This is a genomic window from Macrococcus epidermidis (assembly GCF_024205965.1).
Taxonomy (GTDB): domain Bacteria; phylum Bacillota; class Bacilli; order Staphylococcales; family Staphylococcaceae; genus Macrococcoides; species Macrococcoides epidermidis.
Genome location: NZ_CP073819.1, coordinates 553,569 through 577,002, shown reverse-complemented (window position 1 = coordinate 577,002; position 23,434 = coordinate 553,569). Strand labels below are relative to the sequence as shown.

Here is a 23,434-nt window from a genome sequence, read left to right as displayed (position 1 = left end):
TATTATACATTTTCATTTTAATTGAACCGGTTTAATTAAACAAGTGCGAAATAATATAAATAATGTATAATTAGTGACAAGTAGATATTTAGGAGTGTTAAATTTGAACAAATATGAAAGTATCGCAGAAACTATTCAACAAAGTATATATGACCAGAAATTAGAACAGGGGACTAAATTACCAAACGTTGAATCACTCATGAAACAGCATAACGTTTCAAAAAGCACCATCACGAAAGCGCTCGATACACTTGAGAAACGTGGTGCAATATTTCAGCAGCGCGGAAGCGGGATATTTGTGAGACGTCAACGTCGTGAAGGATATGTCAGTTTGCTGACGAATAGAGGATTTACTGCAGATTTAAAGGAATTCAATATCACATCTGAAGTTCTGAAATTAGAAAGAATGAACGCAGATGACGAAGTAAAGATGAATCTGCATCTGGAAGAGAATGAAGAAGTTTATTACGTAGAACGTTTGCGAAGAATTGATAACGATATTTTATGTATTGAAGTATCTTACTTTCCGGTTAAACTTGTTCCATATTTGAACAATGAAATTGCTGAAGGATCCATCTTTAATTACTTAACAGATGCTTTAAAGTTTAATATTAGTTTTGCTGATATTTATATGCATATTGATGAACTCAATGACATCGATGCTAAGAAACTTGAACTGAAACAAGGTAATCCTGCTCTGTTTTTAGAACAAGTTGTCTACCTTGCAACAGGTGAGCCATTTGATTTCTCAAAGATTACGTACCACTATAAACATTCGAAGTTTTTTGTACAGGCTACAAACTATTAAATATACATTTTATGTTATAATGGAATAAAAATGTAGAAGGTGGTAATGTTATGGCTTGGTTTGAAGCATTGGTATCCATCGTAATTAGTCTTGTTCCTATTCTCATAGTCTTTCTTATCCTAATGGATGGTTACAGAACGAAATTAAATTCAGAGAAGATCATTGCACAAAACGAAGAAATCATCGCTTTGTTGAAGCAAAATAATAAAGGTGGAGGACAAACATTATGATGAGTATAACAGGATTAGTCTTTTCCTTGTTAACAATTCTTCTCCCTATAGTATGTATTATCCTAATTGTGAAGTACATCTATAAAAATTATCAGAATACATCACAGTTAATTAAACAAAACGAAGAAATCATCGCTCTATTGAAGCAAAACAGAAAGGATGATTTCTAATGGAATGGATTGGAGTATCTGTAATGTCCATCCTATACATCCTTATGTATTTGTTGCCTGCGCTTATCATCGGCTTCGTATTATCACATATTTACAACACACGCCAGAATACGAAATATATCATCAGACAAAATCAAGAAATGATTGAACTGCTTAAAGACATCAAAAATCAATCAAATATAAAATAAACACGCACAACCATCATGGTTGTGCGTGTCTTTATTATTGATATTTTTTCATAATTGCTTTCAGTTTAGCTTGTGCTGCTTTATCTTTTGAAACAATCATATTGTAACCTTTACCTGGTGTGAATGTTCCGCCATATCCGTTATCATTATATTCACCAAAACCAGCTGAGAAACTCATATGTTCACGTTTTTTCTTCAGTTCATAAACTACGCCGTTATCACCCAGTACATATTTTGTAACATAAGTCTTAGGTTTAGCAATGTTAAAATAGCCCTCAGCTGTATACGTGTTATATCCGTCTTTAGAGTAACCATACTGATTATCTTTAGGACTATAGAAAGCTACACCTCCGATAGCGTGTAACCCAAATGCATAATAGCCTGGATTATTAAAATCCTGCACCTGCATATGACCATGAGGTGTTCCAGCATACCAATCTCCTTTTCCTGCAGCTCCGTGATCAAAGAATTTAGTTGTCACAGCTTTATGTTCTTTCTTTGCCTTAACCGATGCCCATTTCACGAAGTCATTAGTAATTGCGTAACGTTCTGCTAAAGTAAATTTCTTCACTGCTAATTGCTTTTTCATTTTATAGTTACCCGTTACAGTTACTTTCGTTTCGGGACTTTTTATACCTTTAGCTGTCTTATAGAATACGCGTAGCACAGTACCTTTTTTCTGAGGTTGAATCGAAACATTAGCACTACCATATTTACCGACTTTCCCTTTACCTAAAGATTTACCACCTTTATAAATATAAACCGTACTATTCTTTGCTGCATCTACATCCACAAAACCAGCAGTATTACTTACTTTCCAAACTGTTACCGGCTTCTTTAAAGCGGCATTTGTTTCTCCACCAATTAAGGATGACACTAGCGTTGCACCAAGCACTACAGGTAATAATTTTTTCATGATTTAAACCTCCAAGGTTAATTTTGTATTCGGTTTCATTATACACAAATTATTTCTTTATTACGCTCAGTCCGAAGGTTTATTTACAAAATATTTACAAATGAGTTGATATTAATATTCGCTGCCCTTTTTAAATGAAAATATACATAACATATAAAAGAAATAAATAATCGGCAGCAGTATAATAACGTAAAATATTATTTCTATCCATATCACATCTCCAGGTAAACCTTGCCCCATAATCGCAAATAATAAAATATAGAATGTATAACATACTGGAAAAAATCCAATTAGCATCGCATGAATACCCTCAATCTTTAAATCATTACATCTACGCATCATTAATGAGATGAGCGGAATTAAAAATACGACTACAATCAAAAGATGATATAACTGCCAGTTTAAATCGAATAACATCTCAAACAAAGGTGTCTTCAAATTAAATCCCAGTTTCGGTAATCCAAGCATCGGACCAATCGTAAATACTAAGATGATACATAAGATGTGTGGCCAGAACCCCATATTAAATTCTGTTCTGTTTGAACGACCTTTGAAGTTAAATGCATTTTTCCAGAAGTTGATATAAGCATCCATTGTATCACTCCTTTTATATTATTCTAGCATTATATATACTCATCTAAACCTTAAATTTACCTTAAATTTCAAATGATTCTCTATATTTTTACAGTTTTTCGTCTTATACTAAAAGAAAAAAAAGGAAGAGGGAATATTTTATGAAAAATTTATTAAAAGTCGGAATTGCTTCAACACTTCTACTTGGTCTAACACCTGCTGTCGCTGATGCTAAGACACCTGTGAAGTCATCAACGAAGACTGTTGCACCTTATTACAAATGGAATGGTTACACAGGTTACAGCCACAAATTCGTACTGGATAAAGATTTCAAACGTGCGTTACTGAACTCAAACGTAACGGTAAATGGTATGAAAGTAACTAAGAGCGTCACTGCTAAACAAGCTGATCCTGCGCTGATGGCATTAGCAAAATACAATGAACATAAAAAGTTCAACAGCAAATTATTAACTAAGAAATATGACACACTTGGTCTTAAAGCTGGTAAAGAGTATTTCGTTATTCAGATGCCAGTACAAAAAGGAAAAGTTTCATTAGCACAAATTAAGAAGTTGTATGGAAAATATGAAATTGAAGAAGGTCAACTAAAAGATAGTAAGACTAAAAAATTCTATACTGAATCTTATGTTATCAGAACAAAATCTGGTTCAGCAGAATTCCATTTCGATAAAAATGAAAAATTAAATAAAGTATATATCCTTTCTACAACTACGATTACTTTTGGATATTAATTTTTTAACAGCTGCTATTTACATAGAAAGTTACTGTGGTTTACAGTGCTCACTGCTTCATTTGTGTTAGGAATTTTTCTTTATCAACTTGAACATTATAATGGCTTTGGACAAGTTACACTTGCTTTCGTTGCAATCATTTTAGCTCTTATTAATATCTATGAAATAATTAAATTTTTCAAAGCACAGCACCGATATAGTTAAAAACGCCTATCCTTCTGGATAAGCGTTTTTAATTTATATTCTAGTTATACGGTGAAGCAAAATTTTTTATTTTTTTTTATTTAATGCTTTCTCTATCTCAATAATCTTATCAATCATCAGCTGTGCCGCTTCTGTATCACTGATATGTTTTGGAATGATGGTTATCTTATCTTTCGGGATTTCACTTTCGTAACCCTGAACATATTGCTCCTCTATAAAACAATGAGACATAAGCTGCAATGCTTCCTTACTAATAAATAATTTATTGATATATAATACACTTTTACAATCATAATTATTGCCGAAGCTTGCCATACTCTCAATCGTGTCATCTCCCACATTTGAGAAGAATGCTAAAGTATCCGTATCATAGGCATCATAAATGTAATCAAGGTCCCAGTCATCTAACGTATATGTATCATAGTCATCAAATTGATTGAAAAAGATATCTTTTTCTGCCAAATAATCTTTAATATCCTGCAAATCCTCTCTATCTTTAAAACGAGTACCTAAGTGAATACGATATCCTTTGTCATTTAAAGGTAACGCAAGCGCAAGTGGCATCGTATTTAAAATTTCAGACATACTATCGGATGCTAATTTTTCTTTAAATACCTCTCCAATTACGAAAATCATACCATCACTCCTTCTTATGATAATCTTAGCTAAAAATAATTATATTTACACGTTATATACAGAGAAATAATAAAAAAGAAGCCCACTATAAATAGTGAGCTCAATATTAATTAAAATATTGTCCTTCTGGCCTATTGATAAAAATCGGAACTGTCCCACCTGCATTTCCAATCACTATCTGGAAACCATTATTTTTATTCGTATTATATATTTTCACTGGTCCCAATAAGTCATCATTTACAATTTCAGTTGGTTCACCAAAAACTTTGTTAAATTCAGCATCAGTCATTTCTACACCTGGGGTTATGTAGATTGCACCGACTCTATCATCTTGACCCATCGCTAAAGATATATCACCAACTCTATCTAGCCCACCTTGATGCATATCATAACCTTGGTTCTTTTCAACCGGACCATATAATGCCTCTACTTCTTCTCGAGTCATACCAACCTTTATTCCTGCAAAATCTTCAGTATGCGCTTCATGGAAGAAATACTGTTTAAATGCAGGGTCTTTAATATCAATTTTCCCGTTTTCATCTATAAAGCTGTACTGACTTTTTGTTTTTGTCTTGTTTTCTTTACTTTCTGAAGTAGGTTTAGACACTGATTTACCTGCTAATACTTCTGAAGCAATCTTCTTAATTTCAGGATCAGTTGTTTCTTTAAATTCTGGCAATTTTGAAGTGTCGAAGCCCCATGATTCAGTATATAGCGCAAAATATCCTAATCCTTTATTCCCTTTGAAGTGATATTCATATACTTTACCGTTATTCGCTAATAAATAAATGGTTGTATCAGAATCAGACGTCATCATACCACCAATGCCTTCAGCAGTTGAAGGATCATTTGCTGCTTTATGTTCTCCAGTTGTACCGTCTTTTGCGTCATACATTATAACTCCTGCTTCTGCAATTATATCGTGCACATCGGCACCTGGATTAAGCATCGTTTGTAATAAGATTAACCCATCTTCAGTATTGGTGAATAAATCTGTAGGGATACCACTACCATGATTTAAATATCTTCCCGTAATAGCTTTCCCTTTATCTTCTGTATAATTAAACATTGCAGACTTAAATTTATCTTGCATTTCAGTATCAATCGCTGTATCATCGCTTGATTCTTGCATACCTTTAGCATCATTTACTTGAGCTAGTCCTATTAAATTATCATTATCATCAAAAGCTGCTCGAATTTTAAATCCGTTATTATCGTTATCATTGTATTCAAGTGTATTACCTGGGTAATCTAATTCAGAGCTAGGATTGGCATATACTCTTAAGAATTCACTTTTTGTAATTTTCTTATTAGGATTAATGACAATCTGACGTACTTTATTTTGATTATCATAGTTTACTGCATATACGTCATATAATGCACTCGTCTTTAATCCATAAAGATCATTACCTTTACCAAGTGACGGACCGTAAATTGCTTCCACTTCATCTTTAGTCATACCGAATTTGATTTTGTCCACTGAAAATCTATGATCATTTCGCATATACATTGAATGAAAAGACGATGTCATAATATCAGTTTTACCTGTTTTCTTTGCTGAAGACTTTGTAACAATCTTCTTTTCAGATGAATTTTTAGTTTCACTGTTCTTCGTATTCGTAGTATCGTTAGATGCATTACTACTTTCTATTTTTGTCCCACCTTTATCCTGAATTTTTTCTTCTCCACATGCTGCTAGTAATGTCGTTAAAGACAAAGCAATGATTAATGATTTTTTCATACATATCCTCCAGAACGATTTAATTACTTTTATTTTACAATTATTGAGCTATAATATGTAAAAATATCCAGAATTAATGTACATGTTTGAACTATTCTTGATTAGTTTTTACAATTGATAATATTTAAGGAAGATTAATGGCCGATATTTTCATTTTATCGGCCATCATTTTATGAAATCGGCCGAAAAATAAAATTCATGGCCGATATTTTCGTTTTATCGGCCATCATTTTATGAAATAGACGGAAATCCAAGATTCATGGCCGATATTTTCGTTTTATCGGCCATCATTTATGAAATCGATGGAAATCCAAGATTCATGGCCGATAAATTCAATTTATCGGCCATGATTCACTCAATCACTTTATTTAAAATTTTTCAATTATCCGCTGATGGCACGCGCAACAATTCATAACGTTCACTCACTAACTCGTACCCTTGTCTTTGATACATTTCTCTTGGTGAGTCATTACCGTCAGCAATTAAGATCACTCGCTTACCAACTTGTTCTGCATAATGCCATATTGCTTGTTGTAATGCTGTTCCAACGCCCTGCTTACGCATTGCATCCAACACGTAGAAGTCATCTAATTCCACATACTGCGCACTTTCCACCGCTTCAACTTTACCAGCTGGAAATCCATGCTGATACCCAACAAACTGCAGGATTTGCGGGTTCAATAAATCACGTCGATGCGTGCGCTCTTTCAGATCAGCAAATTCCTCACCATACTCTAAGTCCCCTTCACGACATATTTGAAGAAAGTCCAGGAATACATCATCATCGTTTAATACTTGAACAACTTCAATCTCTGAATCCTTTGATTTCGGCATCTCTTTCAATAAATAAAGCTCCATCTTTTCAACAATAAATCCTAAAGCCTTTGCTTTCTCCTGCAACGCATCATTCAGCACTTCATTCTCAGGAAATATAAACAGGGCATGTTTTTGTCCACGTTGTTCATGAAATGTCTTTTGCGTTTCATAGTCTGTCATAAAAGTATCAACATCCGGCGTCACTTTATATTGAAAGTAATTGGCATAATATTTAACGAGCTGGCTCGGTGTGTGGTAATGAATATATCTTTCGTTTTCTTCAAATACGTCAGCGTCATTATGCGTATTTGCAAAACTAGGTTGAATGACTGCTTTGTTTATATTTTGATCTCCCATGTTATTCTCCCCTTATCATTTTATATTTATCATACTAAAATGTACTAAAAAAGACCCGTATCATCTGCGATAAGTATCATTTTGTTGATAAGGATTATAGTATCTATCTTGCCTTATTATTTTCGGATTTGGTCCCCATTTGTTTGTTCCATGTTCAGAATCTTGAGCACACCACAGGATGCACCATATAGTGAGTACTAAATTTACAACAAATGCAATAAGTTGAAAACTATCACTCTTCCTTTTATAACCATTTCAAGATATAATATACATAAAAAGTAAACGAGGTGCGTTATGACTAAGAAGATTTCTTTTAAAATCCTCATGTTCACATTATTCTATCTCGTCTTAATGATATGGATGATTAATATCGGAATATATAAAGATCTCATATTACTTTCATTTATGATTCTTTATTACTTTACTTCAGTAAGACAATTAATTGCTGAGTATAAAACTAAAATGATAGATCCTGCCAACAAAATAGCAATTCATAAAGCAAATATAGTTAACTTTCGAAACAATGTCGTTGAGAGTTTAATAATTTTCATCATTTATGGCACAATCATTTATTTCAAACACTTACCTGATTTATTTGCTACTCCATATTATATGCTTATTTTCCTGCCTGCCGGAGGTGTATTCGGATATGGTGTGCGTTACTTTATGGAGAAAGAAGAACTTCAAATTGCACTGAACAAAAGAAAAACCACTTCACATTAGAAGTGGTTCACTTTATTTCACAGCGATAATGATATTATCGCTGACTTTTTTATGTTTAAACTTGTCTGCATGTTTGAAATCATCATTGAAAATAATATGATATTCATTACCTTTTACAGCATATTTGAACTCGTAATCGATAATCGATTCATTAAATCCTGCAAGCGTAAATTTATGATAAATACCTGCTGTATTATCCTTTAAAACAGGAATCACCGTATATTCATCTACAGGACCATATTTATTTCTGTAAAAGAAGAAGGTTGCTTCACCATTATTCAACTTTGCAACAAGTTGACCCGTTGTTGACACTTGCTTCAATACCGCATTTGCTGCGGTTTGTGGATCATTATACTTTCTTAAAGATGCGTCAGTACCGATACGATTATTCTCACTATCCAGCCATTCACCGTTATTTCCGATCAACGTCACATCTTTTTTCAGTGTTTTATCCATTAATACCCCGCGCTTACCATCATCACTCTCTATAAAGAGATTAACTGAATCATCACTTCTATCAATAGCACCAGATTGATAATCAAGTTTACCTGCAGGTGTATTAATCGACCAGGTATTATCAATAAATTTGTTATCTTTCATATATTGATGACTGATAACCTTCGGAAACGCCACCTTTGTCTTTCCAGTCTTATCAAATGTTAAGTAACTATTCATAATGTAACCAACTTTGTTTCCCATATATGTTCTTAAATTAAAATAGCTACCATCTTTTAATTTAAAGAAATCATTACGCATTGATAAATCATCCAATTGTTCCATTGCAAGTTCATCAACATGTAATTTAGCTTCATCGTAATATTGATATGAATCTTTAATCTTTTTAATATCTTTCGTTGCGACAATAGATTGCTCTTTCTGCATATTATGAACTACAAAAAATGCTGCTATCGACAATAAAAATATCACAGCTAAACTGATTAATACACGTTTCATTTCATCACTCATCTCTCATTCACTTCCATCATTATACATTAACTTGATAAATATGTATATTTCCTATAAAAAGAAAACGCCCTATAAAGGACGTCTAAACTTTATTTATCTTGATCTTCTTTACTAACCTTCTTCTCACCAGGCTGTAATTCAAGCTGATCTTTAACCTTTTCGTTCATCTCACCATCAATAACTGATTCTGGCATGACTTCACGTCTGTTACTTGTTATATCTTTATCAACGTTTGACATCTTTAACCCCTCCTCAATAAGATAGTTAATAAATACCCCATTCAATAGAATATAACTCATATTCTATACCAAATATATTAAAATCTTTATTAAAGTGGATGTATTTTTAAAGGTTTCAAAATAGGTGTAATAGAATTAGAAAAATCAATCGAATATAACATAAATAAACAATCTACTTCTTCTTTGTACCAATTATGATTACTTTATTTTTTGCTGGGATTTTAGTTTTACTAATAACTTCTGTACTTACTAACTTACCATTTTCATATGTTTCCTCTTTTACCGTAAGAACTGAACCTTTTTTCCCGTTAATAACTTTTTTATAACCTTTAGCTTTTTTCGCATCTTTTTTTATAATAACTTTATATGCGATAACTTTCTTTTCAGTCACTTGCTTTTTAGTGATTACAACCGGTTCTTTTGTTCCCACACGTACAATTTTATCAACAGCAGGCGTAATTGTTTCTACTTTACTCGCTACTGTTGGATAAGGTGTTGCTTGCGAGATTTCGCGTATACGAACTGCTTTTCCTTCTTTTCCTTCTCTTTCTACGACTGTTTTTCCTTTTTCTAATGTTGGATCATCTTTATTTATCGTTTTAAAAGGTAATGTAATATTTTCTGGATGGAATCTGTTTTGTACTGTCACATTATTATCCCACTCGGACTTTTTAATTGCATTCAGTTCATGTGGATTATCCTTTATGAATGTATAGAATTTATATGCTTCAGTATCGTTTTCGAAATCTGTCATGTAGAAGCCATAATGATTCATACTTTTTATAGATAAAATTGTCAGACTAGGATATAAAATAGCCAGTGTATTATTATTGTTAAAATTATTTTTAATTGTATACACCGGTGCCATACCTGTTACTGAACCGTAATCAGCATAATGTAATTGACCTTTAAAAATCTCATGATTAGCAGATACGTAAATTCGGTTAATAACACGTTTCTCTAAAGGCACATTTTCTTGAAAATCAGCAAATCCAACTACAGTTTTATTTCGATTAGCTACTCCATCGTAATTTCCATTAAATTGATCGCCAGTAAATCTAGATTCAATAGGGTGAATGTTTGTTAATTTACTCGCTTCCATTAAATTCATGCCCATTTTTAAACCTTCAATTTCTAACTTGTGGTATTTTAAACCAGATAATAATTCGTATTTCTGTTGCCCATAATATTCACTACCGTTTGCTGCTGCTTGTGCTTCTTGTTGTTTTACAACTGGTGCTGAAGATAAGATGATTGAACCTACTAATATCGAAGATAGAATTTTTTTCATAATTGTTTGCTCCTATAATATTATTTTAATATTTTTCTTATGTCATACAGATGAATAATAGACTAACATTATATGAATATTTTGTTAAATTGGTATAATATTCTATGCTTATTTATACAAATTTTCGTTAAAAATATAGTCAAAAAAAGACACCATAATAGTGTCTTTATTATTATTGATATTTCCTTAAAATCTCCTGCCATTTAGCTTGTGCAGCACTATCGCCAGAAATTTTGAATTGTACTCCAGGAGCGTATTCTCCTCTTGTCCCATTATCATCATACTCACCAAATCCGCATGAGAAACATGCTTTCTCATAAGGTAAGATCAGTTCATAAACCTTTCCATTATCAGCAAGTAAGTATTTATGAATATTTGTTCCTTCTTTCGCATCTTCACTATAACCAACAGCTGTAATTGTACTATCCAATTCACGTCCACCTGTTTCACCATCTTTTCTCGTATAGAAGGCTACACCGCTAACTGCATGAATTTTGAATCCATCGAAGCCAGGATTATCATTATCTTGAGTAAGTATCTCTCCATCAGGTGAGTCTGCATACCAATCACCACGACCAGCAGCACCATGCGTAAACCAGTATCTTGTTAATGCCATTCCACCAATTTCAGCACGCTTTGCTCCCCATGCATAAAATTCTTCAGTCATTGCTTCACGTTCATCTTGCGTAAATTCTCTTACAGCGGACTTGTTATTTTGCTCTATTGTCTTTTCTTCAGTTGTTGTTTCAACTGTTTCTTTCTCTTCAGTTGTTTGTTCAACAATTTCTTTTTGTGCAGATTTTTCCTTTGTTTGACTATTTGATGTTTTTTGATTCGATGTATCGCTATTTGAAGTTGTATTGCTTTCTATCTTTGTTGCACCTTTTTCTTTAACTTCTTCTTCTCCACAACCAGCAAGCATTAGTGTCGTAACGCCTATAATAGATACTAATTTTCTCATCGTCGTCCTCAATTCATATGTTATTTAATGTAATTATATCTTATAAATATTAATTAGACGATTTAAAATTATATTATTATTAATAAAAATCAAAATATTAATTTCCATAAACTCTTTTTACTCAATCTTTACAATAACTGTACAAACAAATTCAAATATCACAAATGTTATAATATGAATATCATTAACTACGGAGGTCACCTAAATGGATTTTAAACAGCGCGCGGTAGAGATGTTACATGAAACATACGGAGCTGAAGCTAACTTTCGAGAAAGTCAACTGGAAGCGATATTAGCGGTAGTAAATAAACAGAAGACGCTGGTGATTCAAAAAACTGGCTGGGGGAAATCGATTGTATACTTCATCGCTACTAAGTTATTAAGAGAAAATGGTAGCGGTCCTGCTGTTATCATCAGTCCTTTACTTGCATTAATGCACAATCAAATTGATGCTGCTGCTAAACTTGGTTTAGATGTCGTAACGATCAATAGCAATAACAAAGATGAATGGGATGATATTTATGCACGGCTTAGTGCGGTTGATGCCATTATTGTTTCTCCTGAGAAATTATCTGATGCAAGATTTATTGAAGCATTATCACAAGTGAATGATATCGAGCTTATTGTAGTAGACGAAGCACACTCTATTTCAGACTGGGGTCATGACTTCAGACCTGATTATCAGCGTATTGTGAACCTCGTTAAAGATTTACCAGATTCAATCGCAATTCTTGGCACAACTGCAACAGCAAACGATCGTGTCATTGAAGATATTAAATCGCAACTCGGAAATCTCCAGGTATTTCGTGGTAATTTAATCCGTTCAAATATTTCGATTCAAGTGAACCCAGCACAATCGAAGGCAGAACGACTTGCTTTCTTAGCGGCATCTCTCACAGACCATCCTTTTCTGAACAAAGAACAAGGTATCATCTATTGTCTTACGAAGAAAGAGTGTGAATCTGTTACACAGTTCTTAATTGAACAAGGTATCTCGGCCGCACCTTATTATTCAGGTATGCAGAACGAATATGGCGAAGATACTAGCGTAACTACGCTTGAAGCATTTCATAACGGGGAAGTACGTGTAATTGTTGCAACAGTGAAGCTTGGTATGGGGTACGATAAATCAAATATCGGTTTCGTTATTCATTTCCAGCTGCCACAAAACTTAATTTCATATTATCAGCAAATTGGACGTGCAGGACGTAACGGTAAACCAGCGCTTGCAATGCTACTTCATGGTGATGAAGATGAAGCGATCATCAACGCATTTATAGAAAGTGCGAATAAAGACCCGAAATTATTATCAGAAATATTAACGCGCATTAGCCAGCATCCTGAAGGTATGACCAGAAACGATATTCTGCCTCACTTCAATATGAATGTCACAAAGCTTGGATCGGTACTTAAATACTTATTCGTCCATGAATACATATTAATGGATAAGCGAAAGTACGTCATCAATCCAGATAAACCCTTTAATGCTGAAGAGAATGCTCAATTACAGCAGCAATTAAACGTAACGCGTTTACAGGAACTCGAGCATTTAAAACGATTTATCAATTACGACGGTTGTTATATGAAATATATCGCTGACGAACTTGATGCACCAGATAAACAGGAAAAGTGTGGTATTTGTGCACATTGTAGAAATCGTGAATTCATAACGATAGATAAAAATCATCCAATGCTATCTATCGCAAGCCAGTATAAGAATAAATTACACGGGGAAATCTCACCGCGTAAACGCTGGTCGAATAATAAAAAGATTGATGAATCATTACAATTTAAGACAGGATGGACGTATACAACAGATGCCTATTCACCTGTCGGCCGTAAATTTATGTATGAACGCGACAATCTTCATTTCTCAGAACAGACGACTTTACAGATCAGCCAATTCCTTAAAGACATGATACAAGAACATCAGATTGACGCTATCGTAGCAGTTCCAAGTTTGAGACGACCTAAGCTCACTAACAAACTTGCACAAGCTGTAGCTGAGTATAACCATATCGAATATATCGATGCAGTCGTAAAAATAAAGCCTGGTTACAAACAAAGCGAGATGCATAACTCAATCATGCAGGAAAGAAATATCCAGGAAACCATTGCTATTCAAAACGAAGATTTAATAGAAGACAAACACATACTACTCATTGACGATACCGTCAATTCCCGCTGGACAATGACAGTCGTCGCATCAAAACTTTTAGTTCATGCAAAAGCGGTATATCCATTCGCACTTGTGAATACGGGTGCCGGAGAATAAAAAAACTGCCTTTTTTAATACATTATATTAGTATTATTATATAAAATTCAGCAATATATATAACAAATATATCCTATTTTGATTTATCCTCTAAAATCAAACAGTTATAATATAGAAAAATTATAAGGGGATAGATAGTATGATTCATTGGTATATACTGTCTACTACTTATTCCCTTATTCGTATATGTGGATACAATTACTCAAATTAAACGTCGCTTCGAAAATGTGAATGCCCAAAAGCAGCTCATCAGTGAATGGTTATTAAAAGATGCAGCAACATATTCAGGCTTTATTATCTTTGTTGTTATTACTGGGTACTTTGTCATTCACTTCTCGCCATATCACATCCCAGGATTAAATATATTAATCGGCTTACTTATTACATATACGCTTATCGCAATCGGAAAGTGGTTGAGATGTTTAGAAGATTATTTAGCTAGAAAGCGTGGCAATCTTCAATGAAAAACAGTGCGCTGAATGTTTCAGCGCACTGTTTCTTCAGTTTCTCTTATTTATAGCTTAATGTGATATTGACAAACATTTCAAATGCTACTTTAAAGCTTGATTCATCTATTCCGAATTTAGGGTGGTGATGTGGATAATCAAATCCTTCACTGCCGCTTCCTATAAAGATATATACGCATGGTGCTACTTGTTGATACGCACTGAAATCTTCGCCTCCCATCATCGTTGGCTCAGAGACAACTTTTCCCGGGTAATTACTTTCTGCAATTTCTCTTACCCATTGTGTATGTACTTCATCATTATAAACTGCATCATATCCTATCGTATAATCTATTTTATGGGTTGCACCATTTGCCAGACATAGATGTTCTATTGTCTTTTCAATTTGTGATTTACATATTTCTCTATTTTCAGGTGTTGTTGTCCTCACTGACCCTGCCAATGTAACTTTATCCGGAATAACATTAGCACCATTAACATTGCCTGCTAAAAATACTGTATTCGATACGACTACGGGTTCAAATGGATCTACTTTTCTTGATACAATGCTTTGAATTTCATTGACGAAGTGACTACCTATCAGCAGCGGATCTATCGTTTTATTCGGCTGACTGGCATGTCCACCTCTACCTTGAATTTCAATTTGGTATAAGTCTGAATTGGCGCTTGCAGGACCTGATTTTATATCAATATACCCAAGTGGCAATGTTGCCCAGATATGATGTCCATATATAAAGTCAAATCCTTCAAAATAGCCTGTTTCAACTAATTCACGCGCACCACCAGGAATTAATTCCTCAGCATGCTGAAAGATACAATGTATCTCATTTGTCAGTTCGTGTGCATGATCATTAAAGTAATGTGCAGCGCCGAGTAAGACTGCTGTATGCACGTCATGTCCACATGCATGCATAAGGCCATCATGTTGTGACATAAAGTCTAAATCATTACGCTCCTCCTGTATCGGAAGTGCATCAATGTCTGCACGCAGACCAATTTTTTTATTACCACCTTTATTAAAAACACCGATAGTACCTGTTTCAGTTAATTCAATTACTTCACAGTGTTCTAAACTACGAAGCACATCCCTTATATATTTTGTCGTTTCGTATTCTTTAAATGACGGTTCTGGATTCTGGTGTAAATGTCTGCGATATTGTATTACTTTATCTTCGTATTGCTGATAATCTATCATATTAATTTCCTCCTAAATGAATCGGTCCACCTGGTCCCACTGGAATGCCTAAGTAAAACCATACGAGTAATAGAATCGTCCAGAAGATACCGAATGCAACAGAATACGGCATTAATGCTGCAATCATTGTTCCTAATCCAATATCCTTTTGATACTTCTGAGCATACGATAATAGCAATGGTAAATAAGGCATCATCGGTGTAATCGGATTTGTTATCGAATCCCCTACTCTGTAAATAACTTGTGTAAATGCTGGATGTATACCTAAAAGCATCAGCATCGGAACTAAAATTGGTGCGAGTATTGCCCATTTCGCTGAGGCACTACCTATCAACATGTTTATAAATCCAGACAAAATTAGTATACCTAGTATTAATACGATACCATTCTGCCCTTTTAGTAATTCAGCACCTTTAATTGCGATAATTGTTCCTAAATTACTCCACGTAAAGAATGCCAGCATCTGTGCAGCAAAGAATACGATCACAATAAAGCCACCCATCGAGCTCATTGATTCTGCAAGCATTTCAGAGAACTTACGTGTTGAACGCATCGTCCCAGCAACAATTCCATAAACCAATCCTGGAACTAAGAATAGAACTGTAATAATTGGTACAATCCCATTCATTAACGGTGAATCATCAATTAATGAACCTGTCTTTGCATTGCGTAATAAACCACTTTCAGGTATCGCTAAAAGTGCTACAACTGCCATTGCAACAAGTACACTAATATTGGCAAATAACATCGCTTTACGCTCTCTATCTGATACGTGATTCTCTTCTGCACCTTCCTCAATATGTCCTGTGTACTTACCAAACCTCGGAATAACTATCTTTGACGTTACAAACCATGCTACAAATAATAACAAGACTGTTGATGCACATAAGAAATAATAATTCATTGCAGCATTCACTTTCACACTGCCATCTATAAGTTTTGTTGCAGGTTCTGTAAATGACACAGCTAGTGCATCAGTCATACCTATTACTAAACTTGCAGAGAATCCACCAAGCGCAGCTGCATATGCCATTACAAGTCCCGCAATTGGGTGATAACCAAGCTTTATAAACACTAATGCTGCAATAGGCGGTAAGACGATTGTTGCTGCATCTCCTGCAGCATTTCCCATAATACCTACAAATATAATAATCGGAATTATAATTTTGCGTGGTGTCTTCTCAATCGTATATTTCATTAACGTTTCAAAGTATCCTGTCTTCTCAGCAATACCAACACCTATCATCACGACAAGTACTAATCCTAAAGGTGGAAAGGCAGCGAAATTCGGGACCGCTTCTGAAATAATTTTCGCAATACCATCAGGCGTTAATAAGTTAACTGCTTTCACTACTTTTCCATCGGTAGGATTCTTTGCTGATAGACCAAAGAAACTCGCTATTGTTGATGCCACTAAGATAATGGCACAAAGACTAATAAAGATAACAACTGGATCAGGTAATCTATTACCGGCTTTTTCAATCATGTCTAAAAACTTGTCCATCATACTTTTCTTTTTTACATTCTCACTCATTACATCTCCTCCATTTAATTATTAGAAAATTCAGTTAAGGATAACTTAATTACTATCATATCGATAATATTTAGTGATTTCAAATCATTTAATACGATATCGTACTAAAGCGTATTAAATGATTGCTGTCACTTAAGTTAAAAAAACCGAACAAAGTATCTTTGTCCGGTAGTTATGCGATGACTGCACCTTGTTCTGCATCAAAGTATTTAATTTTATCTTGTTTAATACGAACATGAATGACATCTCCAATATTCAATGGTAATTGCTCATTGAATTTGGCGATACATTTCTCATCGCTAATATTAAAGTTCACAATTGTCGTATCTCCTAATATTTCACATGCGGTAACTGTTACTGCAGTTCCATTTTGATCAATGTACACATCTTCAGGTCTAAACCCTACATCAATCGTTTGATGATTAATCGTTGCAGGGAGACTGAAATCACCAAACTTAATCGCGTTATCAATTAAATGTCCTCTAACAATATTCATTGCTGGACTTCCCATAAAGTTTGCTACAAATTTATTGGCGGGATTATTGTATATTTCTAACGGTGTACCGATTTGTTGAATATGACCGTCATTTAAGACCATAATACGATCGCTCATCGTCATTGCTTCGACTTGATCATGTGTAACATAAATCATCGTCATCCCCAGTCGTTGCTGTAACTGACGTAGTTCTACACGCATTTGGCCTCGCAGCTTTGCATCTAAGTTAGATAATGGTTCATCCATCAGACATATCTTAGATTCACTTACAATTGCACGAGCAAGTGCTACACGTTGACGTTGTCCTCCTGACAGTTCACCCGGCTTCTTCTTTAAATATCTTTCTAATCCTACAAGCTTTGCCGCTTCCATCATCTTTTGCTGACGGTCATTTTTAGGCACTTTTCTATTTTCCAGGGTAAATAATATATTCTTCTCTACCGTCATATGAGGATAAAGCGCATAGTTTTGAAATACCATCGATAGACTTCTATCTTTCGGATGTAAATGATTTGCTAACGTATCATTTATAAATAACTTACCTTCAGTAATATCTTCTAATCCTGCAATCATCTTAAGCAGAGTACTTTTCCCGCAACCACTAGGTCCTACAAGTACAAAGAACTCACCAGCAGCTACTTCAAAGTTAATATCTTTTAAAACCCATTGCTCTTTGTGATATCTTTTATTTATATTTTCTACTTTCAGCATTAAAATCCCTCTTCCCAAATCAATTGGTCGTCTTTAATTAATTCTGTCACATCATTTAATATAATATCTGCCTCGTGCAAATGTTCATGCTTACTCGTCCCACTTAATACGCCTATCGTAAGTCCAATATTGCCATTCTTACCTAACTGCATATCGATAGGTGTATCACCAACCATAACCATTTCACTCGTCTTAATTTGATATTTTGCTATAAGTGAATCCAGTATTAAATGATTAGGTTTTTGCACAGGGACTCTGTCACTTGTGATAATTTCATTAAAGTAATGGCGAATATCAAACTTTGTTAAGAAATTATCGGTACTAATATAATCATCCGCTGTAATAACTGCTAACAGGTAACCTTTTTCCTGTAATTTTTTCAGTACAACGTCCGTGCCTTTAATCATTTCAAGCTGATGTTCATATTGATTGGCGAGTGCGTCCATATTTTTGCGCGTCCATGTTTCAACTCTTGCATCATTAGTGTAACCTTTAAACACCTTGATAATGTCGTTTGTTGTGCCACTTGATAATATGCCAGCAGGTTCGATGTAATCTGCACCTAAGCCTAATGCTTGTAATATATCTTCTTTATCAACTTGAATATCATACGAATTTATAAAGCTGTCTACAATATTATGACCAATTTTTACCCATACTGATTCGAATCTAAGCAGGGTACCATCTTTATCAAATATGACTAACTTATACTTCATACATCAATGCCTTCACTTCTTTATATGTTGTTGTAGTACGTTCGATTACACCTTGATAAATTGGATTTGTAAATGCTATTAGCTCTTCGTTCCTTAGTTCAAATCTAAAGAAATCATTAGGCTCAACTTCAATATTAAATGTAGCAACATTATTTTCTAAAGCAGCAACATAGCGTTTATCTTTCGTAAATAGCGTTACTTCTGCCGTTATAGGTTCTCCTTTAACTTCAAATGACACTAGTAAGTTACCACTTGTATTCATTGTCTCACCAAACATTACTGCTTTATCATTTACAGTAACGCTGAATGCTTCAACATCCATAAATCTCGTTACGAATACATGGCCATTTCGGATACTTTGGAGTAAATTGTCTTTATTTAGTCCATCACAATATACATGTGTTGTCGGATCATTTAATGCATTTGTTCTATTGTTATCTTTCACATCAATTAGATGATGGAAATCACTACCTCCAACTGCTGTAATGCGATGCCCCGTTACAAGTGATGCGTGCCAGAACTTTAAAGCATCTTCTGTTGCCTGAGGATTATCCTTATAACTTGGATCATTCCATAATTCAAGACTATCAATCTTCGTTAAATCCAGTTCATCATGTAACCATGACCAAATTGTCAAGAATGGATGGTTAATGCTCACTAACGTACCTTTATCACGCATTCTATCCATCAAACGATGCGTGCCTTCAATAGATTCAATATTATAGTCATCTGAATACATATCGATGGTATCCTGAAGGTTTAATGCATTCCAATGCCCTGTATTACCTGTAAACTCAACACCTGGAAGTACTAACAGATCACTCTCTGGCCATATTGTATGGTAAAAGTTATGATCTGTAATAAAGAAGAAATCTAAGCCCACTTCCTTTGCATGTGCAACCAATTCACCTGGTGTTAAACTACCATCAGTAAGGTTCGTATGCGCATGCAAGTCGCCTTTATAAAAACGTTTGTCTGTTATACTTTTATCTGTCATACTCTGAATAATATGATGATGCTCTTCGATATGCGCAGGCTTACCATCAGTTACTTCAACATTAACAATCGGCATCGTAAACTTCTGCACGTCCATTACGACGTAAGTAAGATCGCTATCATCAAATAATTGTGATTGCCCATAAGATACATCTGCTAAATCAACCACTAATTCAGCATCTCTACCGATATATTGATACACTAATGTATCACCCTGATACAAACGGACATAAGTCCAGAATTCACATTGTATATTAAAAGTAATAAGAGGATATTGGAATCCTCTTATTGAAATTGTACCTATAGCTTTGTTCATTTGACTGGCCCCTTACTATTTAGCACTATTATCTAAAGCTGCTTGTGCTTCTTTTTGTGCTTCATCTAATACTTCTTTCGCTGACTTACCTTCAATTTCCATTTTGTCAGCTGCTTTTTTGATTGCATCTTGTATCTTGCCGCTAGTTGGATCGATAAATAAGCTTGAAGCATGTTCTGCCTGCTCAATAGGCTTTAAGATTTGTGGATGTTTCTTAGCGTAAGCTTTAAATTTTGCATCATCTTTTGCTGAACTTCTCACTGCGATATAACCAGTATTCATTGACCAGTCTGCAGTATTTTCTGCCTTCTCAAAGAATTTGATAAATTCAAATGCCGCTGCTTTTTGTTTCGCTTCAGCTTTAGATGGAATCGCTAACTGTTGACTTGATGCAACTGGTGCTCCTTTCTTGCCATTAAATCCAGGTTGTTCAGCTGCTGCTAATTGTTTAAAGTCAAGATCTCCCTGGTCACCTGAAGAACCGATATAACCCGCTGATTTCCCTTGCATTACTTCATCAATTGTTTTATACCAGTATTCCCAACCTTGGCCGCCAGAGTTGATTTTCATCGTCTTATCTTTATTAATCCCGCGATCAATAATTGACCATGCTTCAACCCACTCTTTTGAGTTGATCATTACTTTCTTACCTGATTCGTCAATTACTTGACCACCGTTAGAGAAAGCGATATCCATTAAGTTGTCAGCACCCCACATCGGCGACCAGCCGTAACGCTCAACTTTATTACCAGACTTCTTAGTTAATTTCTTTGCTGCTGCTTCAAATTTCGTCCAGTCTTTAAAGATATCTTCAGTTAATCCCGCTTCCTTTAAAGCATCTTTACGGTAATACATTAATTGTGTTGTACCGTATGCTGGTAAGGTGAATTGCTTATCTTCAAACTGCCCATCCTTTAGGAAAGTCTCAATAATATCTTTCGTTTCATAATCATCTTTAACATCAATGTATGGCGTTAACTCTGTTAAAATCTTTTTCTTTGCCATAATCTTACCAGTGTCCGTTGTTGTTAAAATTAAAGCTGGTGTCTTACCACTTGCGACAGCGGCTTGTAATTTCTTATAAGTTTCATCATAATCTGCTTGCTGAACACCTTTTACTACAACTTTATCTTGTGATTTATTAAAGGCCTCGATTTTCTCCTTCATTTGATCGCCTAATTTACCACCTAGACCATACCAGAACTCGATTTCTACCTTGTCACCTTTTTTTAACTCTACAACCTTACCATTAGATCCACCATTTGAAGTACCACCGCAACCCGCTAATGTTGTTGCTAATACAATAGAAGATAAACCTGCATAAATAAACTTTTTCATTTTTTCATTCTCCCTTAGTTTATGATTAATAATTTATTTAATACCATTGTCTGAAATACCACTTACAAATACCTTTTGAATCGCAAAGAACAAGATGAGTAACGGTAAGATAGTGAACGTTGAAGCTGCCATTACTTCCGGCCACTTCACACCGTATGCTCCACCTTCAATAAAGAATTGTCTTAAACCATTCGTTATCAACATCTTATCTTGAGATTGCAAGATTAACGAAGGCCATAAATAACTGTTATAATTCTGTACAAAGCTGATCAACATAAACGTAACAAATGTCGGTTTCGTTAACGGGAACATAATTCTAAATAAAATCTTAAAGTGACTCGCACCATCAATCAGTGCAGCTTGTATCACCTCTTTAGAAATCTGTTTGAATGCCTGTCTGAATAAAAACACGCCGTAAACACTCGCTGCACTCGAAATAATTAATCCGATATGGCTGTCAATTAAATTTAATTTACTCAAAATAATATAGCTCGGTACGTAAGTTGCCGCAGCAGGTAACATATACGTTCCCATGACAATCGAGAACAACGTATGTTTACCTTTCCATTGCATTTGAGTCAGTGCATAAGCAAATAATGCTGAAGTCACTGTTTGAATTAATACAATCGCAATAGACGTGTACGTACTATTCCATATGTATGTTGCAAACGGTGCTGAATGAAAAGCTTCATTAAATGTCTGCCATTTCGGTGATGCAGGAAACAATTTAAATGGCACCTGGAATATCTCATCTTTCGTCTTTAACGCGCTGAGAATCATCCATAGAAACGGAAAGAACATCAGGAAACTTGCAAGCGCTAATATTACATGTCTAATCGTTAAATTGAATTTCCTCATTGATAATGCACCCACTTCTTAGAAACATAGAACTGTATTGCTGAAAGTATCGCTGTAATTACGATTAATATCGTTGCAAGTGCTGTCGCACGACCCATATTGTATTCTTCAAAGGCCATCTGATAATACATGTACAGTATCGTTCTAGTAGAACCTGCCGGACCTCCTTGCGTTAATATCTGGAACTGGTCATAAGCTTGCAGGGCATCAATTGCCAGAATAATCACTAAGAAAAATGTCGTAGGTGAGATCATCGGTAATGTAATCTTCATTAACTGTCTAAATGGTGGTGTACCATCAATTGATGCAGCCTGATAAAGTTCTTTCGGCACTTTCTTTAAAGCATCTAAATAAAAAATCATCGCCCAGCCAATACCTTTCCAAACTGTGACAATAATAACGGCAACCATCGCCCACTGTGATGATTGTAGCCATCCAGGTTGTCCTAAATGAAGCATCCCTAACACTTGATTGAGAATACCTATTTTTGGTTCAAAGATCCATGACCAGACAATTGACACAGCAACCATCGGCGTAATCCACGGCGAGAATAATAATGTTCTGTATATGCCACCGAGATGAATCTTCTTCACAACAAGCAACGCGAAACATAACCCCAATACTAAAGTAGGAATTGTCGTTCCAACGACAAAGTAAAATGTATTCCATAGTACTTTGTAAAATTGCTCATCAGTTAAAATACTTTGATAATTACCTAATGCAACCATATTGTATTCTTCACTCATAAAATCCCAATCTGTAAAGCTGATATAAAAGCTATAGAACATCGGAAAAATCCAGAATGCTGTTAATGGAATTAAACAAGGCAGAATAAAACATAATAAAGTCAGCCAATTGCTTTTTAATAACTTCTTATTCTTGTTCATGTTGATCTCCTTTCAATGCTAATATACAAGGTAATTATGTATTCAATGTTAATAATATGTAAATTATGTGTAAA

The 23,434-nt window shown here is 34.6% G+C and carries 24 protein-coding genes; 7 read left to right on the top strand and 17 right to left on the bottom strand.

Translation table 11 applies throughout. The features are described 5' to 3' along the window. Window positions 1-94 precede the first annotated feature (94 nt). The 3 genes from KFV12_RS03145 to KFV12_RS03135 all read left to right on the top strand — a co-directional run bounded on the left by KFV12_RS03145 (window position 95) and on the right by KFV12_RS03135 (window position 1,396). Entirely contained in the window at window positions 95-808 is a 714-nt protein-coding gene (locus KFV12_RS03145; RefSeq protein WP_367304763.1) for a GntR family transcriptional regulator, read from the top strand. Window positions 809-858: 50 nt separating this feature from the next. Then, entirely contained in the window at window positions 859-1,038 is a 180-nt protein-coding gene (locus tag KFV12_RS03140; RefSeq protein WP_099581244.1) for a hypothetical protein, read from the top strand. 169 nt (window positions 1,039-1,207) lie between these two features. Next, entirely contained in the window at window positions 1,208-1,396 is a 189-nt protein-coding gene (locus KFV12_RS03135) for a hypothetical protein (RefSeq protein WP_111714162.1), read from the top strand. Window positions 1,397-1,430: 34 nt separating this feature from the next. Here KFV12_RS03135 and KFV12_RS03130 read toward each other — a convergent pair whose 3' ends face one another. Together KFV12_RS03130 and KFV12_RS03125 are read right to left on the bottom strand one after the other, a co-directional pair. Further along, window positions 1,431-2,312, bottom strand: a complete 882-nt coding sequence (locus tag KFV12_RS03130) for an Ig-like domain-containing protein (RefSeq protein ID WP_254257276.1) — start codon at window positions 2,310-2,312, stop codon at window positions 1,431-1,433. Between the two features lie 111 nt (window positions 2,313-2,423). Next, window positions 2,424-2,906 carry a DUF805 domain-containing protein gene (locus KFV12_RS03125; RefSeq protein WP_111714160.1) on the bottom strand — a complete coding sequence of 161 codons (483 nt, stop codon included), beginning with the start codon at window positions 2,904-2,906 and terminating at the stop codon, window positions 2,424-2,426. 140 nt (window positions 2,907-3,046) lie between these two features. On the opposite strand from KFV12_RS03125, the gene isaB reads away from it, so the two are divergent. Next, complete coding sequence (isaB, locus tag KFV12_RS03120) at window positions 3,047-3,637, top strand: immunodominant staphylococcal antigen IsaB family protein (RefSeq protein WP_239242430.1); 591 nt, start codon at window positions 3,047-3,049, stop codon at window positions 3,635-3,637. A 270-nt stretch (window positions 3,638-3,907) separates the two neighbouring features. Here isaB and KFV12_RS03115 read toward each other — a convergent pair whose 3' ends face one another. The 3 genes from KFV12_RS03115 to KFV12_RS03105 all read right to left on the bottom strand — a co-directional run bounded on the left by KFV12_RS03115 (window position 3,908) and on the right by KFV12_RS03105 (window position 7,391). Further along, the gene (locus KFV12_RS03115; RefSeq protein WP_254257275.1) at window positions 3,908-4,477 is read right to left on the bottom strand and encodes a hypothetical protein; all 570 of its coding nucleotides are present in this window, start codon (window positions 4,475-4,477) and stop codon (window positions 3,908-3,910) included. A 106-nt stretch (window positions 4,478-4,583) separates the two neighbouring features. Then, window positions 4,584-6,218 carry a hypothetical protein gene (locus tag KFV12_RS03110; RefSeq protein WP_254257274.1) on the bottom strand — a complete coding sequence of 545 codons (1,635 nt, stop codon included), beginning with the start codon at window positions 6,216-6,218 and terminating at the stop codon, window positions 4,584-4,586. Between the two features lie 378 nt (window positions 6,219-6,596). Then, on the bottom strand, window positions 6,597-7,391 hold the full coding sequence (locus KFV12_RS03105) for a GNAT family N-acetyltransferase (protein ID WP_240837385.1): 795 nt from the start codon (window positions 7,389-7,391) through the stop codon (window positions 6,597-6,599). A gap of 294 nt (window positions 7,392-7,685) precedes the next feature. Between KFV12_RS03105 and KFV12_RS03100 the strand changes: the two genes are divergently transcribed. Further along, window positions 7,686-8,114 carry a hypothetical protein gene (locus tag KFV12_RS03100; protein ID WP_239242434.1) on the top strand — a complete coding sequence of 143 codons (429 nt, stop codon included), beginning with the start codon at window positions 7,686-7,688 and terminating at the stop codon, window positions 8,112-8,114. A 12-nt stretch (window positions 8,115-8,126) separates the two neighbouring features. Here KFV12_RS03100 and KFV12_RS03095 read toward each other — a convergent pair whose 3' ends face one another. The 4 genes from KFV12_RS03095 to KFV12_RS03080 all read right to left on the bottom strand — a co-directional run bounded on the left by KFV12_RS03095 (window position 8,127) and on the right by KFV12_RS03080 (window position 11,571). Then, window positions 8,127-9,080 (bottom strand): hypothetical protein, encoded by a 954-nt coding sequence (locus KFV12_RS03095; protein ID WP_254257273.1) that lies wholly within the window; start codon window positions 9,078-9,080, stop codon window positions 8,127-8,129. An 89-nt stretch (window positions 9,081-9,169) separates the two neighbouring features. Continuing rightward, window positions 9,170-9,319, bottom strand: coding sequence for a hypothetical protein (locus tag KFV12_RS03090; RefSeq protein WP_254257272.1), 150 nt, complete (start codon window positions 9,317-9,319; stop codon window positions 9,170-9,172). Between the two features lie 172 nt (window positions 9,320-9,491). Further along, complete coding sequence (locus tag KFV12_RS03085) at window positions 9,492-10,610, bottom strand: G5 domain-containing protein (RefSeq protein WP_254257271.1); 1,119 nt, start codon at window positions 10,608-10,610, stop codon at window positions 9,492-9,494. A 172-nt stretch (window positions 10,611-10,782) separates the two neighbouring features. After that, complete coding sequence (locus tag KFV12_RS03080; RefSeq protein ID WP_254257270.1) at window positions 10,783-11,571, bottom strand: hypothetical protein; 789 nt, start codon at window positions 11,569-11,571, stop codon at window positions 10,783-10,785. A 205-nt stretch (window positions 11,572-11,776) separates the two neighbouring features. Here KFV12_RS03080 and KFV12_RS03075 point away from each other — a divergent pair, with 205 nt between their 5' ends. Together KFV12_RS03075 and KFV12_RS03070 are read left to right on the top strand one after the other, a co-directional pair. After that, entirely contained in the window at window positions 11,777-13,846 is a 2,070-nt protein-coding gene (locus KFV12_RS03075; protein ID WP_254257269.1) for a RecQ family ATP-dependent DNA helicase, read from the top strand. Between the two features lie 188 nt (window positions 13,847-14,034). After that, entirely contained in the window at window positions 14,035-14,310 is a 276-nt protein-coding gene (locus KFV12_RS03070) for a hypothetical protein (protein WP_254257268.1), read from the top strand. Between the two features lie 46 nt (window positions 14,311-14,356). Here the strand turns inward: KFV12_RS03070 and KFV12_RS03065 are convergent, their stop codons facing one another. From KFV12_RS03065 to KFV12_RS03030, 8 genes are all read right to left on the bottom strand, one after another. Continuing rightward, complete coding sequence (locus KFV12_RS03065; protein ID WP_254257267.1) at window positions 14,357-15,508, bottom strand: M20 metallopeptidase family protein; 1,152 nt, start codon at window positions 15,506-15,508, stop codon at window positions 14,357-14,359. 1 nt (window position 15,509) lies between these two features. Beyond that, on the bottom strand, window positions 15,510-17,042 hold the full coding sequence (locus KFV12_RS03060; protein WP_111714148.1) for an AbgT family transporter: 1,533 nt from the start codon (window positions 17,040-17,042) through the stop codon (window positions 15,510-15,512). Between the two features lie 172 nt (window positions 17,043-17,214). Next, a complete protein-coding gene (locus KFV12_RS03055; protein ID WP_254257266.1) occupies window positions 17,215-18,249 on the bottom strand; it encodes an ABC transporter ATP-binding protein in 1,035 nt (344 codons plus the stop codon). Then, entirely contained in the window at window positions 18,249-18,965 is a 717-nt protein-coding gene (locus tag KFV12_RS03050; protein ID WP_254257265.1) for an HAD family hydrolase, read from the bottom strand. The genes KFV12_RS03055 and KFV12_RS03050 overlap by 1 nt, the downstream gene beginning before the upstream one ends. Continuing rightward, complete coding sequence (locus KFV12_RS03045) at window positions 18,955-20,277, bottom strand: CehA/McbA family metallohydrolase (protein ID WP_111714145.1); 1,323 nt, start codon at window positions 20,275-20,277, stop codon at window positions 18,955-18,957. Before KFV12_RS03045 ends, KFV12_RS03050 begins: the two co-directional genes overlap by 11 nt. Before the next feature lie 15 nt (window positions 20,278-20,292). Then, a complete protein-coding gene (locus KFV12_RS03040; RefSeq protein ID WP_254257264.1) occupies window positions 20,293-21,615 on the bottom strand; it encodes an ABC transporter substrate-binding protein in 1,323 nt (440 codons plus the stop codon). Between the two features lie 33 nt (window positions 21,616-21,648). Next, complete coding sequence (locus tag KFV12_RS03035) at window positions 21,649-22,473, bottom strand: carbohydrate ABC transporter permease (protein WP_111714143.1); 825 nt, start codon at window positions 22,471-22,473, stop codon at window positions 21,649-21,651. Continuing rightward, window positions 22,470-23,360, bottom strand: coding sequence for a carbohydrate ABC transporter permease (locus KFV12_RS03030; protein ID WP_111714142.1), 891 nt, complete (start codon window positions 23,358-23,360; stop codon window positions 22,470-22,472). Before KFV12_RS03030 ends, KFV12_RS03035 begins: the two co-directional genes overlap by 4 nt. Between the last annotated feature and the right edge of the window lie 74 nt (window positions 23,361-23,434).

Bases quoted from the DNA above. Each gene is read 5' to 3' on its own strand.
- KFV12_RS03095 (WP_254257273.1), bottom strand. From the start codon at position 9,080: ATGAGTGATGAAATGAAACGTGTATTAATCAGTTTAGCTGTGATATTT.
- KFV12_RS03105 (WP_240837385.1), bottom strand. From the start codon at position 7,391: ATGGGAGATCAAAATATAAACAAAGCAGTCATTCAACCTAGTTTTGCA.
- KFV12_RS03055 (WP_254257266.1), bottom strand. From the start codon at position 18,249: ATGCTGAAAGTAGAAAATATAAATAAAAGATATCACAAAGAGCAATGG.
- KFV12_RS03085 (WP_254257271.1), bottom strand. From the start codon at position 10,610: ATGAAAAAAATTCTATCTTCGATATTAGTAGGTTCAATCATCTTATCT.
- KFV12_RS03115 (WP_254257275.1), bottom strand. From the start codon at position 4,477: ATGATTTTCGTAATTGGAGAGGTATTTAAAGAAAAATTAGCATCCGAT.
- KFV12_RS03030 (WP_111714142.1), bottom strand. From the start codon at position 23,360: ATGAACAAGAATAAGAAGTTATTAAAAAGCAATTGGCTGACTTTATTA.
- KFV12_RS03065 (WP_254257267.1), bottom strand. From the start codon at position 15,508: ATGATAGATTATCAGCAATACGAAGATAAAGTAATACAATATCGCAGA.
- KFV12_RS03080 (WP_254257270.1), bottom strand. From the start codon at position 11,571: ATGAGAAAATTAGTATCTATTATAGGCGTTACGACACTAATGCTTGCT.
- KFV12_RS03075 (WP_254257269.1), top strand. From the start codon at position 11,777: ATGGATTTTAAACAGCGCGCGGTAGAGATGTTACATGAAACATACGGA.
- KFV12_RS03035 (WP_111714143.1), bottom strand. From the start codon at position 22,473: ATGAGGAAATTCAATTTAACGATTAGACATGTAATATTAGCGCTTGCA.
- KFV12_RS03045 (WP_111714145.1), bottom strand. From the start codon at position 20,277: ATGAACAAAGCTATAGGTACAATTTCAATAAGAGGATTCCAATATCCT.
- KFV12_RS03060 (WP_111714148.1), bottom strand. From the start codon at position 17,042: ATGAGTGAGAATGTAAAAAAGAAAAGTATGATGGACAAGTTTTTAGAC.
- KFV12_RS03040 (WP_254257264.1), bottom strand. From the start codon at position 21,615: ATGAAAAAGTTTATTTATGCAGGTTTATCTTCTATTGTATTAGCAACA.
- KFV12_RS03090 (WP_254257272.1), bottom strand. From the start codon at position 9,319: ATGTCAAACGTTGATAAAGATATAACAAGTAACAGACGTGAAGTCATG.
- KFV12_RS03050 (WP_254257265.1), bottom strand. From the start codon at position 18,965: ATGAAGTATAAGTTAGTCATATTTGATAAAGATGGTACCCTGCTTAGA.
- KFV12_RS03100 (WP_239242434.1), top strand. From the start codon at position 7,686: ATGACTAAGAAGATTTCTTTTAAAATCCTCATGTTCACATTATTCTAT.
- KFV12_RS03125 (WP_111714160.1), bottom strand. From the start codon at position 2,906: ATGGATGCTTATATCAACTTCTGGAAAAATGCATTTAACTTCAAAGGT.
- KFV12_RS03110 (WP_254257274.1), bottom strand. From the start codon at position 6,218: ATGAAAAAATCATTAATCATTGCTTTGTCTTTAACGACATTACTAGCA.
- KFV12_RS03135 (WP_111714162.1), top strand. From the start codon at position 1,208: ATGGAATGGATTGGAGTATCTGTAATGTCCATCCTATACATCCTTATG.
- isaB (WP_239242430.1), top strand. From the start codon at position 3,047: ATGAAAAATTTATTAAAAGTCGGAATTGCTTCAACACTTCTACTTGGT.
- KFV12_RS03140 (WP_099581244.1), top strand. From the start codon at position 859: ATGGCTTGGTTTGAAGCATTGGTATCCATCGTAATTAGTCTTGTTCCT.
- KFV12_RS03130 (WP_254257276.1), bottom strand. From the start codon at position 2,312: ATGAAAAAATTATTACCTGTAGTGCTTGGTGCAACGCTAGTGTCATCC.